The sequence below is a fragment of the Rhizobacter sp. LjRoot28 genome (assembly GCF_964253025.1).
In the GTDB taxonomy this organism is placed as follows: domain Bacteria; phylum Pseudomonadota; class Gammaproteobacteria; order Burkholderiales; family Burkholderiaceae_C; genus Rhizobacter.
This window is the reverse complement of sequence record NZ_CAXUQC020000001.1, coordinates 3,766,886-3,781,056: the sequence shown is the minus strand read 5'-3', so window position 1 is coordinate 3,781,056 and position 14,171 is coordinate 3,766,886. Positions and strand designations below refer to the sequence as shown.

The 14,171-nt window shown below is 68.5% G+C and carries 15 protein-coding genes; 7 read left to right on the top strand and 8 right to left on the bottom strand.

Features of this window, described 5'->3' with window-relative positions; genetic code table 11:
* Positions 1-53: 53 nt before the first annotated feature.
* Both ACSQ2F_RS17270 and ACSQ2F_RS17265 read right to left on the bottom strand, forming a co-directional pair.
* Positions 54-920: an N-formylglutamate amidohydrolase gene (locus tag ACSQ2F_RS17270; RefSeq protein WP_436025037.1), complete on the bottom strand. Its 867-nt coding sequence runs from the start codon at positions 918-920 to the stop codon at positions 54-56.
* Positions 921-942: 22 nt separating this feature from the next.
* A complete protein-coding gene (locus tag ACSQ2F_RS17265; protein ID WP_436025035.1) occupies positions 943-1,929 on the bottom strand; it encodes a Bug family tripartite tricarboxylate transporter substrate binding protein in 987 nt (328 codons plus the stop codon).
* A 114-nt stretch (positions 1,930-2,043) separates the two neighbouring features.
* Here ACSQ2F_RS17265 and ACSQ2F_RS17260 point away from each other — a divergent pair, with 114 nt between their 5' ends.
* Positions 2,044-2,934, top strand: coding sequence for a LysR substrate-binding domain-containing protein (locus ACSQ2F_RS17260; protein WP_436025033.1), 891 nt, complete (start codon positions 2,044-2,046; stop codon positions 2,932-2,934).
* On the opposite strand, the gene ACSQ2F_RS17255 is transcribed toward ACSQ2F_RS17260, so the two are convergent.
* From ACSQ2F_RS17255 to ACSQ2F_RS17245, 3 genes are all read right to left on the bottom strand, one after another.
* The gene (locus ACSQ2F_RS17255; RefSeq protein ID WP_436025031.1) at positions 2,915-3,295 is read right to left on the bottom strand and encodes a hypothetical protein; all 381 of its coding nucleotides are present in this window, start codon (positions 3,293-3,295) and stop codon (positions 2,915-2,917) included. The two genes, ACSQ2F_RS17260 and ACSQ2F_RS17255, sit on opposite strands and share 20 nt — an antisense overlap.
* Before the next feature lie 200 nt (positions 3,296-3,495).
* Positions 3,496-4,473 (bottom strand): DMT family transporter, encoded by a 978-nt coding sequence (locus tag ACSQ2F_RS17250; RefSeq protein ID WP_436025029.1) that lies wholly within the window; start codon positions 4,471-4,473, stop codon positions 3,496-3,498.
* Between the two features lie 87 nt (positions 4,474-4,560).
* Complete coding sequence (locus ACSQ2F_RS17245) at positions 4,561-5,277, bottom strand: hypothetical protein (RefSeq protein WP_436025027.1); 717 nt, start codon at positions 5,275-5,277, stop codon at positions 4,561-4,563.
* Between the two features lie 362 nt (positions 5,278-5,639).
* Here ACSQ2F_RS17245 and ACSQ2F_RS17240 point away from each other — a divergent pair, with 362 nt between their 5' ends.
* From ACSQ2F_RS17240 to ACSQ2F_RS17230, 3 genes are read left to right on the top strand one after another with little or no spacing between them, the layout of a single operon-like run.
* Positions 5,640-6,113: a hypothetical protein gene (locus ACSQ2F_RS17240; RefSeq protein WP_436025025.1), complete on the top strand. Its 474-nt coding sequence runs from the start codon at positions 5,640-5,642 to the stop codon at positions 6,111-6,113.
* Positions 6,113-6,328: a hypothetical protein gene (locus ACSQ2F_RS17235; protein ID WP_436025023.1), complete on the top strand. Its 216-nt coding sequence runs from the start codon at positions 6,113-6,115 to the stop codon at positions 6,326-6,328. The genes ACSQ2F_RS17240 and ACSQ2F_RS17235 overlap by 1 nt, the downstream gene beginning before the upstream one ends.
* 44 nt (positions 6,329-6,372) lie before the next feature.
* Positions 6,373-7,203 carry a sigma-70 family RNA polymerase sigma factor gene (locus ACSQ2F_RS17230; RefSeq protein WP_436025021.1) on the top strand — a complete coding sequence of 277 codons (831 nt, stop codon included), beginning with the start codon at positions 6,373-6,375 and terminating at the stop codon, positions 7,201-7,203.
* 22 nt (positions 7,204-7,225) lie between these two features.
* Here ACSQ2F_RS17230 and ACSQ2F_RS17225 read toward each other — a convergent pair whose 3' ends face one another.
* Positions 7,226-8,623 (bottom strand): sigma-54-dependent transcriptional regulator, encoded by a 1,398-nt coding sequence (locus tag ACSQ2F_RS17225; protein ID WP_436025019.1) that lies wholly within the window; start codon positions 8,621-8,623, stop codon positions 7,226-7,228.
* A gap of 211 nt (positions 8,624-8,834) precedes the next feature.
* On the opposite strand from ACSQ2F_RS17225, the gene ACSQ2F_RS17220 reads away from it, so the two are divergent.
* Positions 8,835-9,086 carry a hypothetical protein gene (locus ACSQ2F_RS17220; protein WP_436025017.1) on the top strand — a complete coding sequence of 84 codons (252 nt, stop codon included), beginning with the start codon at positions 8,835-8,837 and terminating at the stop codon, positions 9,084-9,086.
* 375 nt (positions 9,087-9,461) lie between these two features.
* On the opposite strand, the gene ACSQ2F_RS17215 is transcribed toward ACSQ2F_RS17220, so the two are convergent.
* Together ACSQ2F_RS17215 and ACSQ2F_RS17210 are read right to left on the bottom strand one after the other, a co-directional pair.
* Positions 9,462-10,187 carry a histidine phosphatase family protein gene (locus ACSQ2F_RS17215; protein ID WP_436025015.1) on the bottom strand — a complete coding sequence of 242 codons (726 nt, stop codon included), beginning with the start codon at positions 10,185-10,187 and terminating at the stop codon, positions 9,462-9,464.
* A 246-nt stretch (positions 10,188-10,433) separates the two neighbouring features.
* The gene (locus ACSQ2F_RS17210) at positions 10,434-11,726 is read right to left on the bottom strand and encodes a hypothetical protein (protein ID WP_436025013.1); all 1,293 of its coding nucleotides are present in this window, start codon (positions 11,724-11,726) and stop codon (positions 10,434-10,436) included.
* Between the two features lie 205 nt (positions 11,727-11,931).
* Here ACSQ2F_RS17210 and ACSQ2F_RS17205 point away from each other — a divergent pair, with 205 nt between their 5' ends.
* Together ACSQ2F_RS17205 and ACSQ2F_RS17200 are read left to right on the top strand one after the other, a co-directional pair.
* On the top strand, positions 11,932-12,990 hold the full coding sequence (locus tag ACSQ2F_RS17205) for a hypothetical protein (RefSeq protein ID WP_436025011.1): 1,059 nt from the start codon (positions 11,932-11,934) through the stop codon (positions 12,988-12,990).
* A 219-nt stretch (positions 12,991-13,209) separates the two neighbouring features.
* Positions 13,210-14,151, top strand: coding sequence for a VirB8/TrbF family protein (locus ACSQ2F_RS17200; RefSeq protein WP_436025009.1), 942 nt, complete (start codon positions 13,210-13,212; stop codon positions 14,149-14,151).
* Positions 14,152-14,171 lie beyond the last annotated feature (20 nt).

The window sequence follows — 14,171 nt, the reverse complement described above, 5'->3', positions numbered from 1 at the left end:
TGCACCCGTCGTGGGGGCGCGTGCGGGTGATCGCGGCGCGGGGCCGCGATCGGTCAAACCATTCCGGCCATGCAACGCAGGCGGACGTAGCGGGCAATCTCCTCCAGCACGCTGGCCAGGCTCTCGCGCAGGTCGTCGAAGTGACCGTTCGGCTCGCGCGTCGCCTCGTTCATGTAGAGCGCGCGGTTCACCTCGACCTGCAGGCTGTGCCGGCCGGCGGACGGATCGCCTGCCATGCGCACCAGCTCCTGGCCGCTGTACGGATCGTTCACGGCGACCCGATACCCGTGGGCGCCGATGGCCCTGCGGACCACCTCCACGAACTCCGGGTCGCAGCTGGTGCCGTGACGGTCGCCCAGCACGAAGTCGGCGAGCGGGGTGGCGGACTCCACGCCCAGGCGTGCGTACGCGTCGTGCGGCATCGAATGCAGGTTGAGGTGCCAGCACGCACCGTGCCGCTGGACCGCGCGCGACAGCGCGCCGGAGAGCGCAGCGTGGTAACGCGCCCAGTAGTGCTGGATGCGGTGCTGTACTTCCTCGACGCTCAGGCGCCGGTCGTAGATGGCGGCCTCGGCGCGGACGTTGCGCCAGATGAGGCCGAAGCCCAGCTGCGACTTGCGGCTCGGGTTCAGCGGCCGAGGCCACGGCGTGTGCAGCAGTGTCGGGTCCAGGTCGTCCAGCGGTCGGTTCGCATCGATGTACGTGCGCGGAAAGTGCGCGAGCACGAGTGTCGCGCCCACCTCCGGTGCGTGGCCCCACAGGCGGTCGACGTGGGTGTCTTCGGCCATGCGAAGTTCGGCTCGCGGGATCGCGTGGCGGAAGTCGTCCGGGTAGTGCACGCCGCTGTGGGGCGAGTCGCACACCAGCGGCAGCTCCAGCCCCTCGCGTCCCTCGAGGACGGAGATGCAGTCCATGGTCATGTCGGTCGCGATGCAGGTGCGCTCACAAGGTGATGTTGGCGACCTGCACGGTCTTGCGGAACTGCGCCAGCCAGTCGGCGATCAGGCGCTGGAATTCCTCGGGCGAGCTGGGCGAGGGGGTGCCGGCCACGGCCTCCACCTTCTGCAGGAAGGCCGGGGTGCGCATCGCCTGGAGCGACGCCTCGTTGAGGCGGGCAACGACCTCGCGCGGCGTGCCGGCCGGCGCCACGAGGCCGAACCAGAGCGGCTGGCTGACGGCCTCGAAGCCGAGCTCCTTGAAGGTGGGCACGTCGGGCAGGCCGGGCACCCGGCGGACGTCGCGCACGGCCAGCGCACGCAGGCGCCCGCTCTTGATGTGCGGCAGCAGCGAGGGGATGTTGTCGCTCGCCACCTGCACCTGTCCGCCGAACAGGTCGTTCAGGATGCCGCCGCTGCCGCGGTACGGCACGTGCAGGAACTTCACGCCGGCCAGGTGGGCGAACTGCTCGAGCAGCACGTGGCCGGCCGAGCCGGCGCCGGGGCTCGCGAAGGACACGGTGTCCGGCGCGCCCTTGGCCTGCTGGATCAGGTCCTTCAGGCTCTTGATCGGGGAGTTGGCCAACACGACCGTCGCACTGGGCAGCGTCACGATGGTCGTGACGGGGGCGAAGTCCTTCAGCGGGTCATAGCGCAACGCCTTGTTGACGGCCGGGTTCGACACCAGGGTGCTGACCGACGCGAGACCGAGCACATGGCCATCCGGCTTGGCCCGGGCGACCGCTTCGGCGCCGATGGCGCCGCCGCTGCCCGAGCGGTTCTCCACGATCACCGGCTGACCCAGCAGCTTGGCCAGTTCGTCGCCGAGCGCGCGCGAGAAGTAGTCGGTGTTGCTGCCGGCGGCGAACGGGTCGACGATGGTGATCGCCCGTTCGGGGAAGGCGGCGGGCGTGGCCGCGCGTGTGGCGCCACTGACGCCGAGCATTCCGAATGCGGAGGTGGAAAGAACGACCTGGCGGCGGCTGATGGACATCACGGACTCGCTTTCTGGTAAGGGTTCCAAAACGACAGCGCGGACTGTGCGCGCGCCCTGCACAGGCGTCCATCGACGAACTGTCACAAAGCCATGTCGTGATGTAATACCTACGTGCGCATCCTTTCGCCGTCGCTGATCGAGCTCCATGCCTTCGTCGCGGTTGCCGAGACCGGGACGTTCTCGCGCGCGGCCGAGCGGCTGTCCGTGACGCAAGGCGCCATCAGTCGCGCCGTGCTGCGGCTGGAGGCCCGCCTCGGCATCGTGCTGCTGGAGCGAGGCCCCAACGGGGCGCAGCCGACGCCCGAGGGGCGCGTGTACTACGAGCAGGTCCACCCCGCGCTGGCCGTGCTCGAAGCCGCGGTGCCGGCCCGACGCCATGACCGTTCCCTGCGCTCGCTGCGGCTGGCGGCGATCTCCTCGCTCAACATGCGCTGGCTCGTGCCCCGCATGGCGTCGCTGCACGCGGCTCACCCCGACCTGGACATCGTCTTCAAGCCGTACTGGAAGGACGACGACTTCCGCCGGGAAGACGTCGACTGCTGGATCCAGACGCGGCTCACCTCCACCAGCCGCTGGCCTTCCCATGTGCAGGCGACGTACATCATCGGGCGGGAGATCGTTCCGGTGTGCCACCCGAGCGTGGCCGAGCGCGTGCGCGAGCCCGCGGACGTGCTGCGTTTTCCGCTGCTGCACCACACCAACTACCCGGACAACTGGGCGCTGTGGTGCGACACCCATCGGGTCAACCTGACGGGCACCCGCATGGGCCCCGGCTTCGACCTGGCCGCAGGCCTCATCGAGGCGGCCGCGGCCAACCTCGGCATCGCGGTGGTCCAGCGCTGCCTGATCGAGCACGACCTGGCCCAGGGGCGCATCGCGGTGCCCCTGGACCTGCCCATCTCCACCAACCGCGGCTACTACCTGTGCGTGCCGAAGGCCCGGACCGAAACGCCGCAGCTCGCGGCCTTTCGCGACTGGCTGCTCATGCAGGCCCGGAGCTGAGGGGCAGCGGCTCCTCTTCGATTCCGGAGGGCGCCTCAGCCGCGGCCGTCGCCCCGTCGAGTGCCCGGGCATAGGCGTCCAGGCCGTGGCGGGCCACGGCGTCGGCCAGGGTTGGCGACTCGGCGGCATGCTGCAGCATCGCGGCGATCACCATGGACAGGTCCGGCCGCATCTTCGTGCGCTTCTGCACCTCGGCGCGGACCCGCGTCACCGTGGCAAGGGTCAGGTCGTCGATCGGGATCCAGCGCTCGGCCTGCCGGGGCGCACGCGCCTTGGGCGGCTGGGCCGTCTTCTTGCGCGCGCGGCGGCGCGGTTCCTGAGAGGGCGTCGTGCCGTTCACGCCATTCGCTGCTTCAGTCATCTCGAGGGCTCCTGTTCGGTCGTCATGCGTGGAAGATGCCCGCCCAAAAGAAGCAAGGCGCTGACTGGATGTCAGCGCCTTGCGATCGGCACACCGGCCTCCGAACGGACTACTGTCCGCGGAGATTGCCGCCGGGTGTCGATGTCAGGCAGGCACACCGTCAATTGCTAAAAAGCATGACGATGGCTTGCCCCCTATGCTTACTTCGTGCCAGGGTCGCGCTGCTCCTTCTGTGCGATGGTGGCAGGCCAGCCCAGCCCCGCTCCGATGAAGAGGACGAACAGGCCGACTCCGCCCAAAAGGGATGGGACGACGCGGTCAAACGCGAGGTCGAAGCCCGCCGCGAAGATCGGCTGGCAAGCCGACATCGGGGTGGTCTTGCTGACCGGAGCGCGAAGTGCGAGAAAGTACCAGAGCTGCGGCAGGAAGCCGAGGACTGCAACGAGCGCGAGCCACGGCAGGTGGCCGGGGGCTACCTGATCGAAGTCGAACTCCACTTTCTCGAACGGGCCGATGGGCACGATCCACAGCGCTGCGGTAACGGGCGTTCCCAGCAGTGACTGATAGAACATTGTCACGTACGAGTTCTCCTTGCGGAGTTGGGCCCGGCGACCGAAGTGCTGGTTGAGCGCGGTGCAGATGGAGGCACCGCACACGATGACGGTACCTGTCAGGAACAGCGGAAGGTCGTCCACGTCCGTGTCCAGCAGCAGCAGGCCAAGCCCGCAGAGCGTGGCAGCGGTGGAGAGGAGGACCCACATCAGCTTGCTGATGTGTTCGCTGAACAGCGGCGCCAGCATCAGTGCGAACATCGGCCAAGTGGCTTGGCCGATGGCAGCGAGCTGGGCTCCGGTCAGGTACTCGGTGCTCACGAACACACCGATGGTGGTTCCGAGCATCAACACACCGCGAAGCAGTTGTTCCCCGGGCTTGATCGGCTTGAAGCGGGACAAGATGCCCCACTTCGCGCCGGCCGGCTTGGGCACGTACCAGAGCACGAGCCCGACGCTGATCAACAGCGCACCGGTGTACCTCAGAGACAGCAGGAGTTCAGTTGAGTAACCGACCTCCCGCAACTGCTTGATCGAGCATTGCAGAAGCGCCGTTCCGATGGCTGCTGCAATGGCGTAGCCCGCGGGTCCGGAGAACCACGGCTCGGACTTAGGCTGGACCGACATGCGTCGATCACCACCTTTCTTCTCGTTGTGTGGGACGGTGTGTGCAGCCGGACGCCGCGCGCAGAGGCGCGGCGTCCGGACGGTTCGTCAGATGAACGGGTTGGACGGCAGAAGCTGAAGCTTCTGCTGTGTCTCCCGATGCCAGACGAAGGGCAGGACCTGGTTGTGCCGGGTCTGCCAGGCGAGCTTTCGGGCCGCTTGCCGGAACCGCTCGCGCGGCAACCAGTTGACGACCTGTTCGCCCTCGAAGATGACCCGGTCCAGGTTGTCTTCGGACAGCGGCACGATCTGGTAACCCAGCGCGCGCAGCATGTCGGGGATTCCGTTGACCGTGGCATTCAGGCCGGCCTGAGCCTGGAAGCCGAGCTTCCAAGCCAGCTCCAGCATGGCCGGGCGCATGGCGGGGTAGACCCCGCGCACGCCCTTGCCGACTGCGGCGCGAGCCGCCACGGCGACCGGGTAGACCAGGTCGAGCGGCGGGCTGGCGACGAGCTTGAGCGGGTCGACCTCGAGACGCTTGTCGAGCATCTTGAGGTTGTCGGCCCGCTTGAGCGCGACGGTGACAACGGGCTTGAACTCGTCCGGCAGGTACGGGTTGACGAATGCTCCTGCGAGCACGTACGTGTCGAACGGGTAGTACTCCAGGTTCGCCGGGTTGATGCGAGCGCGCCGGTAGGCGTGCTGCGTGACCTTCAGAACCTGGTTGCGGAGGGCCTCGTCCGCGATGCGGAGTTCGCCCTTGAACGCCTCCGTCTCGAGCAGTCGGACCTGGAGGGTCCGCTGCGGCAGGACAGTGCTACGCACTGGCCTCACTTCCCTTCGTTGGAGGATCCCCATCCCGGCATGGGCCGGAACGGATGCGTCGGTCGACGCCCATCGGGCATAGGGCGGATGCCGATCTTGTCAAGGTGGCCCGCCCTGTGCGGATTCGCGCACAGCGGTCGGGGCCGCGCGCGATCCTTCGCACGGCGGCTCGGCGAGAGCGCCGGCAGCTGCCGGGAACGGGACGCGCCTCACAACCCGGAAGATGGGCCGCCTCTCCCCCTCGGGCAGCCCGAATGCAGTGGAGGTCGCCGCACGGTGCAGAGCGCCACGGTAACCATGTGCCGCACGCGATGGCACGGTGGTTGCGCTGCATCGCGCACCCCGTCATGGAGAGATGCGCGATGAACGTGATGAGCCTGCTCGCCCGTGCCCTGCAGTCCTTTGCCCACCCGCCGCCGCAGGCGCGGGCCGCCGTGCGCTGGCTCGTACTGGCCGCCCTGTCCGCCCTGGTCCTCCTCACGCTGCTGCCGGAGCGTTCTGTCGCTCAGCCGGCCGGGACGCAGCCCGTGCCGGTCAACCCGCTCAAGGTGGGCACCCTCGTCGAGTTCGATACCCGGGCGCAGACCGTCGGCGATGCCTTCAGCTCGATGCTGGAGCCCGTGCGGTACCGGGTCACTGACCGCACGGTGGATCCGATGGTCAGTGCGGAAGTGCTGCGGCGACGTGTGCCGCCGATCGCCGCACGCGCGGGCGTCATGCCGATCGAGCAGGCGCTCCTGCTGCTGATCGGCGATGACCACCGCCTGGTTGTCGACCATGCGCATCGCCTCGTGGCGATCGAGCGCCATGCCCCCGAACCCGTCAAGGAGCCGTGATGTACCGCTTTGCCTCATTGCACCGGGAGACCCGTTGCCGTCCGTCGTCGCGCGCCGTGTCCGTCGGCCTCGGCTTGCTGCTGGCCTTCTCGCTGTCGGCCTGCGCGGCCTGGCCCTGGGCCGAGCCTCCGCCGGCGAGGCCGAAGTCGTCCCGGGTCGTCGAGCGTGACCTCAGCGCTGGCGCGACGGACGCGGCAGGCTCGTCCATCCGCTGACGGCCGGAGGGCGTGTCACGGTGGATGGCCTTCCCGATCTTGCGTTGACCGAACGGCTGCTGGAGCCCGACGGGCCCCGGGCCGACCCGCGCCTGCCGAACCTGATGACCCTCTACCTGCGCGAGGTTCGTCGCTTCGGCCGGTTGCCGGCGGAACGCGAGTTCGAGCTGCTCGAGCGCATGGCGCAAGGCCACCAGGGTGCGCGGGAGGCGTTCATCTGCCACCACCTGGGCCTCGTCATCGCCATGGCCCGGCACTTCGGCAACCGGGGTCTCGAACTGCTCGATCTCATCGAAGAGGGCAACCTCGGCATGCTGGTGGCGCTCGGCAAGTTCGAGGCGGAGCGTGGCCTTCGGTTCTCCACCTATGCGGCCTGGTGGATCCGGTACTACCTGCAGACGGCCATCGCCACCCAGGTGCCGATCGTCCGGCCTCCGCTGCGGGTGCAGCAGCGCGCCGGGCGCGAGGCCTGGCAGCACTGGGTGGACAGCCACGAGGGACCGGACAGTGCGCCGCCGGAGTCGGCGGCGCCGCTGGTGACACCGGTGCCGCTCGACGACGCGCATGCCGACGGGCACACCACCGAGGCGGGCCTGCAGCAGCCGGACGTCTTCGACGAGGTCTCGGAGCGCCACGACGGGCCGCGCCTCGCCGCGTTGCTCCGCCAGCTCGTCGAGCAACTGCCACCGCGCCAGCGCGACGTCATCGTCGCGAGGTTCGGGTTGGACGGTCAGGACGAGTGCACGCTGCAGCAGCTGAGCGCCCGGGGCGGGGTCACCCGCGAACGGATTCGCCAGGTTCAGGTGGCAGCGCTCGACGCCTTGCGCGCCGCGCTGGAGGATGCCGGCGTGACGCGCGACGCCGCGCTGGCCTGACGGGCCGGGCCGGCCCGCAGGCTCACTGCATCATCGAGCAGGCGGTGTCGGCCGGCACGGCAAAGCTCACCGGCACCTCGCCGCGGAAGGTGGCGGGGTCGACGCTGAAGCGTGTCAGCTTGTCGTACAGGGTCTTGCGCGGAACGCTCAGCACCTCGGAGGCGCGGGTGACCGAGCCGCCGCACATGCGCAGGCATTGCTCGATGACCATGCGTTCGAAGGTCGCCACCAGCTGCGGCAGCGATTGCTGGGGCGCGGCCTCGGTGAGCCCGGTGTGCTCGGGCATGCCGAGCACATGGCGTTCGACGGCATTGCGAAGCTCCCGCACGTTGCCGGGCCAGTCGCGCGCCATGAGCCGGCACACGAAGTCGGGCGCCAGCTCGCCGTGGGCGAATCCATGATGGCGCGCTGCCTCCCGGGCGAAGGCCTCGGCCAGCAGCGGGATGTCGCCTCGGCGTTCGCGCAGCGGCGGCATCTCGAGCTCGATAACGTTGATGCGGTAGTACAGGTCCATGCGGAAGCGACCGGCGCGAGCCAGGGCGAGCAGGTCGTCCTTGGTGGCCGCGACGATGCGGCAGCTGAGCCGGATCGGTTCGTTGCCCCCGACCCGTTCGATGGTGCGTTGCTGCAGGGCGCGCAGCAACTTGACCTGCATCGACATCGGCATGCTTTCGATCTCGTCGAGGAACACGGTGCCGCCGGCCGCGTACTCCAGCTTGCCGATGCGCCGCTTGTTGGCGCCGGTGAACGCGCCGGCCTCGTGGCCGAAGAGTTCGCTCTCGAAGATGTTCTCCGGAATGGCGCCGCAGTTGATGGCGACGAAGCGCTTGTTCATGCGCGGCCCGAAGTCGTGGAGGCAGCGGGCCACCACCTCCTTGCCGCAGCCGGTCTCGGCCTTGACGAGCACGTCGGTGTCGATGCGCGCGAGGCGCAGCAGGGTCTGGCGCAGGCGGGCCACGGCCGGGTGGTTGCCGCGCAGCACCGACTGGATGGACGGCACGTCCTCGCCGGCGCGATGATCGTCCGCGTCCTCGATGTCACCGCGTGCCGCCAGGGTCGACTCGCGCGTGCGCAGCGCCTGCCTGCAGGCGAGCAGCAGGCGAGGCAGGCGTTCGCGTGTGAGCACGTCGCTCGCGCCACGGTGCACGGCCTCGACCGCCAGGGCCGCGTCGTTGCGTGCGCACAGGGCGATGAGCCCGAGCTGCGGGTCGGTCGCACGGCATTGGCTCAGCAGTTCCATGCCTTCGTGCACACCGGGCACGTCGAGGTCGGTGACCACGGCGCCTGCCATGCCGCAGGCCACGGCGGCCAGCACGTCCTCGGCGCTGTGGACCACATGAACATCGAGACCCCCCTCGCGCAGATGAGCCGCGAGTTCGGTGCGTTGCTGGCTGTCGAGGTGGAGAAGGATGACTTTCATGTGAAAGAGCGTACTGCCGATGCCTGCGCGGCACATCTACGAAAGCTCGTAGCGGGTTTGCCGGAATGCAGGTCGGGCAAAGCCTTGATCCACCGGGCGTGGCGCTCGCCCCCTTGGCGAATCGCGATCGCAACCTATACGCAAGGCAGCTGTATCCATCTGAAAGCGGCGGCCCTCCCCCTGGCCGATCAACGACACGAGGAGAACGAAGATGAGCGCGCAAGAACTGAGGGCGTGTCTGCAGGCGCTTCGGGCCCTGCGGGCCGACGAGGCGTCGGCGTCGCAAGCGCGGGCTGACATCGTCGAGCATGTGGTGCTGTGGGGCTTCGCCAGCCTGGTGGCCGACGGCAATGGTGGCCATGCCGACCTTGCCCGGGAAATCCTGGACGGCCTGGCGGCAGACCCGGTCGCCCGCTTCGGGGCCGACGATTGCATCACGCTGATGCGGAACCAGCGCGTGTGAAGCAGGCCTTGCCTCAGGGCCCGGGTGCACTACACCTTCGCCGCCGGCGTGATGGCGGCTCGCTCCCCTGGGGCACCGGTCATCGTGCCGGAGTCACCACGGCACGCTGCGGTGCGGGCGTGAGCCGGCTCGCAGCGCAAGGACGGTCGGCATGTCGCACCGCATCGGGTCCGCCGCCAGTGGGAAGGGCGGGTCCGGAAAGCCGCAGGGGATGATTCCCCTGCGGCTCTTTTCTTGGTCGTCCGAGCGGCGCTCGCGCCGGAAAAAGAAGAAAGGGACACAGCGACGAATCGCTGTGCCCCTTTCCCGGAGTACCCCGTCAGCATCGCCGACGGAGCCGTCATCCCCTCGTGTCACGACCTGTCGAGCGCGCGCCTACGCGGGGTAGGTCACACGTCCGAGCAGGGTGTTGCAGTTGAACGCAACGTCGAAGAACTCCGCGTTGCCGACGTGGCCCTTGCGGCGCCACGCCTTATCATTCACCTCGCCGTTCTCGAACATGCCGAGGACGCCGAGGATCGTGATCTCGTGCGTCACGACGACCAACGTCTTCGTGACCGAACGGGCCACAGCCGACAGGAAGCCGCCCGCGCGGTAGCCGCAGTCCACGAGGCTTTCGCCGCCGCGGTAGCGGTAGGTGGCGTCGGTAAAGGCCTGGGCGATGGACGGATCCTCGCGCAGGGCCTCCTCTCGAAGCGTCCCTTCCAGTTCACCCGCGTCACGCTCGCGCAGCTCCTCGTGCAGCTTGGCTGTCCCGAGGTCCAGGCCGAAGCCCGGCATGGCCGCCACGAACTTGGCCAGCGTCTGCTGCGTGCGCGGCAGGTCGCTGGTCAGCAGCATCAGTTGCTCCGACGAGGTGATGCCGGTGTCGCGCAGGTGCCGAGCGAGCCGCTCGCCCCCTGCGGTGCACTGGCGCACGCCTTCGTCGGTGAGACCCACCCGGTTGTGTCCGCTGATGACGGGTCCCTTGGAGAACTCCGTGCGGCCACCGACCTTGTACGGCAAGTGCTTCTCGACGTTGTCCGGCGTCTGCCCGTGCCGGATCAGGATGATCCGGCGCTCGCCGGCTCTGCGATTTTCTTCTTCGTTGACCGTCTTCACGAGCGATCAACTCCTCTCTTTCGATGGAATCGAGCTTCTCTTGCTGGACAGTCGGGGATGACGATGTCTGCGGGAAGCACCCGCAGGCGCAGCGGGTCTAGGCCGCGTCGGACGAATGTCAAGTGGCGATGGCCGCCAAAGAAAGAAGCCCCGGACTGCGCTTGCGCACAATCCGGGGCTCCCGGTTCCGAGCCGACCCGGCGGTGTCACCACCGTCGGGTCAGGTCAGTCGGTCACCGTGGTGCGTCAGCTCTGGAAGAGCTGGCGCGCCGCGTCCGGCCGATCGGTGCCCGCGTCGTACAGGTGCAGCGGCACCGCGTCGTCCGCCCACTGGCGGATGATGCGGTCCACGAAGCCCCATTCCAGCGTCACTTCGCTGGCCGGTGTCCAGAGCGCCGATCGCCCCGCGTACGCCTCCTGAAGGATGCGAGCGTGAGGGTGCGGGTCCTGTCCTCCGGCCGCGTGCAGCTGGATCTCGAGGGGCCGTCGGTCGGCGGCCTTCGGCGTCATCGTGGCGAGGCCGATGCGGTCGCTGCACCGCTTCCCCGCCTCGATGAACCACGGCACGCCTTGCCAGCGCGGCGTATCCACCCACAGCCGGATGCCGAAATAGGTTTCGGCCTGGCTATGGGGAGGAACGCCCAACTCGCCGAGGTACCCGACCTTGCCGTTTGCGGCGCGGTACTGGCCCCGGACGGTGTTGCCGATGCGAACGTGCCGAAGCACCTCCAGGCGAGCCTCCGCCCACGGCTGCCCCGGCTCCATCGCCAACGTGCACACCACCTTCATGAGGTGGCAGAACACGTCCTTGAGAAGTCCGGTGCGGTCGAAGTAAGGTGCCCGCTTGTCGATGCCACGGCCCTCGAGCGTGCTGACGCTCACACCGCTCACACTGAGCCGGTTCCAGAGCGCTGAACTCGGCGGGGTGGGGTGCTCGCCACGTGCGAGCGACCACAGCGACTGCTTGGCGAGGTAGTGGTCGTTGAACACGACCCGGTCCTCGCCCAGGAGCCGCCGAAGCCGATGCTGCAACGCAAGGCTGCTGACCTCGTCGTCACCGACCGGCTTCTCGACCACGACGATCGAGTTGCCGTGCGCGAGTCCCTCGTACATGAGGCCCTTCGCGATGTCGGCGATCACTGTCTGGCCCGCCGCCAGGTAGAAGATCACCCGTCGGCTTGCCGTCCAGCCGAGCCGGTCCCGAAGGACCGCGTAGTCGCTCAGCTTCTTCAGGTCCATGACGACGTGTTCCTCGTCGCCCCGGAGCTGGTCCGGGGTGACGGGGTTGCGGTCCACGGTGAAGATGCGGGTGTCGGTCGGCAGCAGGCGACGGTCGACCGCCTGCCTGGCGCCCTCCAGCACCTGCCCTTCGATGTAGTCTCCGCGCCCCATGAACACGACGTCGCATCCCTTCGGTTGCAACGCGGACGCGTCCACCGTGATGCACTGCTGTTCTGACAAGGCAATCGCCTCTTTCCTGGTCGGGCGATGCGGTCGGTCCGCATCGCTGTCTTCCATGAACTGGCTGCCCACAGACATCTCGGAACGCTGCAGGGCAGCGCACCCAGGTGGATGTCTGCCGAGCAGCGGGCGGGGTATAGGCCTGTCGCGCGCACTGTCAACCGCGGCTTGACGGCAGTGCCGTGTGCCCTATAGCCAGCGGGTCTGCCACGCAGGCCCACTGGGCCCGCGCCGGCGGATGAGGGAATCCGCTCGAATCGACAGGAAAGAAGGTGATGGACCGATGACAGGAGAACGTCCTGCATCGAGCCGGTCGCGCCTCACGGCACGGCTGGTGGCACTTGGCTCGCTCATGCTCGTGGTCGGCGGCGCTGCGGCGCAGGCCGGCAACACGGTGCTGGTGGCGGACATGGGGACGGCGCTCGGCGAGGTCAACGCCTTGCAGGGTCTCGTCCTGCGGCTGAACTTCGTGTTCTGGCCGACGGCAATCTTCGGAACGCTGGGCCTTCGTATCGCAGCAGCCCGGGGACGGAGCCACGGCATCCGGCTTCGGCCGGAGCCCGGTGCCGGCCCGTGGCACGGCCTGCGTTTCGCCATCGGATACGGGGCCACCGGTCTCGTGTTCGCCGGCACGACCTTGCTCAAGGAAGGTGGCAAGGCGCTGGGCACGGCCACGCTCTTCAGCAATGGGGGCGGGTTCGTGACCACGCTGCTGTCGCTTCGCTTCGGGCAAGGCACGCGCCGCGAACGTCTGCAGGATCTTGTACCGGCGGTCATCGGCATCACGGGCATGTACGTGGCAGTGGCCACGGGCGTGCCGATCGGCGAGTTCATGAACCTGCCGGTCGGACTGCTCGTCGGCGGCTGCGTGCTGCTCGGTGTGCTGGTGCTCGTGCAGCGCAAGACGTCGGATCGGGAGAGTGCCGCCAAGGGCAAGCTCTCGGCGTCGGCGAAGGTGCTGCTCTCGCTCAAGATCTCGACGGTGTTCGCACTGGCGGGGGGCGTGGTGAGCGCACTGCTGTACCTGGCGATGGTGCCTTCGCACGGCTGGATCATGCCGGACGCGGGCGCCTGGCGCGTCGGTGCAATGCTCGCGGTCTGCTACGCCGCGTCCCAGCTGCTTCTGCAGGCGGGACACGGATTCGGCAATCCGGGCATCACCGGTCCGATGATGTTCTGGGCGGTACCCATCGGCTACCTGCTCGATGAACTGCGGGGCGTCGACGGGTTCACACCGGAGCACCTCACGGGCACGGCGCTCATCGGCGTCGCGGCCGTGGTGTCGGTGGTCCTGACAATCCGGCGCAACAAGGCCAGGGACAAGGCGGCTGCTGGCCGCTGATCCCCGGCCGGTCCCTCCAGAGCGCGGCAGCATCCAGCTGCCGCGCTCTTCCTTTTCCGGCCCTGACAAGGCCGATGTCGGCCGCGTGCGGCCCGCCGCACGCGCCACGGCGACAGTGCGGAAAGCCGCACAGCCGGGTCTCGCCTCGGGGCGCGCTCGCTCTTCGCTAAGGTCCTGTGCGCATTCATTTTTTCTCGGGCGGCCGGCGGAACACAGGTCATGGCACCCACGTTGCGTTCGAGCGTGTCGAACCGCAACCTGCGAAAGCCGACGATGTCCTTGTTCGACAAACCCGGAGCCGCCATGGCCGCCAAGCTGGCAAGCAAGCTGGGCGCGGCGTCCGCGCGGCCGCGCAAGGCGGCTCCGCCGCGAGCGCCCGGCCCCGTCGAGGACGGCCTCGTGCCGGAGTCCGTGATCCAGAAAGTCAGGGCCCATTCGCGGCTCGACCTCCTGGCCGAGACCACGGCCGACCGCGCGCGGTGGTTCATCGCCTTCCTGCTGCTCGGCGGCATCACCTTCTTCGCCTGCCTCGGTTGGTATGTCGCCGACAGCCGCTTCGCCGACAACGTGCGCGTCGCCTGGGTCAAGCTCGATCCTTCGGGTGCCTACACCGTCGAGTTCGCCGACCAGGTGCGGCCCGTGGAGTTCTTCCAGACCACGCTCGAGTCGAAGCTCAGCGAGTTCGTCGAGAAGCGCTTCCGCAAGAGCGTGGCCACCATCACCAACGACTACCGGTTCGTCGGCTTCTTCCTGTCGCCCAAGCTGACCGCGCAGTTCCTGGGCGCCGACGACTTCAATGCCGCGCGCGTTGCGGCCGAACTCACCGAGTGCAAGACCCGTTGCCTCGAACGCGACGTGCGGGTGCGCGTGGTGCAGCACCGCACGCAGACGCCGCTGCGCATTCCCGATCGCGGCAACTCGACTCTCTACGAGACGCTCGTCTTCACCACCTTCACCGAGCGCAAGCCCGATGGGCAGGTGGTCGACCGGCGCAACGCCATCGTGCAGATCGGCTGGCGGATCAAGGGCAAGGACGAGATCGCCGCGAACAAGAACGCGCTCGTGGCGAACCCGCTCGGCCTCGAGATCCTCTCGCTTGACCTCAAGGAAGACCCGACCCCGGTGCCGCGGGACGAACGGTCCGGCACGTCCGCCGGCTGACGCTGGCCCCCCATGGAGCC

What these genes read in the sequence shown, in the direction of transcription:
- ACSQ2F_RS17235 (WP_436025023.1), top strand. Translation starts at nt 6,113, where the DNA reads ATGTACCGCTTTGCCTCATTGCACCGGGAGACCCGTTGCCGTCCGTCG.
- ACSQ2F_RS17200 (WP_436025009.1), top strand. Translation starts at nt 13,210, where the DNA reads ATGGCACCCACGTTGCGTTCGAGCGTGTCGAACCGCAACCTGCGAAAG.
- ACSQ2F_RS17255 (WP_436025031.1), bottom strand. Translation starts at nt 3,295, where the DNA reads ATGACTGAAGCAGCGAATGGCGTGAACGGCACGACGCCCTCTCAGGAA.
- ACSQ2F_RS17225 (WP_436025019.1), bottom strand. Translation starts at nt 8,623, where the DNA reads ATGAAAGTCATCCTTCTCCACCTCGACAGCCAGCAACGCACCGAACTC.
- ACSQ2F_RS17250 (WP_436025029.1), bottom strand. Translation starts at nt 4,473, where the DNA reads ATGTCGGTCCAGCCTAAGTCCGAGCCGTGGTTCTCCGGACCCGCGGGC.
- ACSQ2F_RS17220 (WP_436025017.1), top strand. Translation starts at nt 8,835, where the DNA reads ATGAGCGCGCAAGAACTGAGGGCGTGTCTGCAGGCGCTTCGGGCCCTG.
- ACSQ2F_RS17265 (WP_436025035.1), bottom strand. Translation starts at nt 1,929, where the DNA reads ATGTCCATCAGCCGCCGCCAGGTCGTTCTTTCCACCTCCGCATTCGGA.
- ACSQ2F_RS17210 (WP_436025013.1), bottom strand. Translation starts at nt 11,726, where the DNA reads ATGTCTGTGGGCAGCCAGTTCATGGAAGACAGCGATGCGGACCGACCG.
- ACSQ2F_RS17240 (WP_436025025.1), top strand. Translation starts at nt 5,640, where the DNA reads ATGAACGTGATGAGCCTGCTCGCCCGTGCCCTGCAGTCCTTTGCCCAC.
- ACSQ2F_RS17270 (WP_436025037.1), bottom strand. Translation starts at nt 920, where the DNA reads ATGACCATGGACTGCATCTCCGTCCTCGAGGGACGCGAGGGGCTGGAG.
- ACSQ2F_RS17205 (WP_436025011.1), top strand. Translation starts at nt 11,932, where the DNA reads ATGACAGGAGAACGTCCTGCATCGAGCCGGTCGCGCCTCACGGCACGG.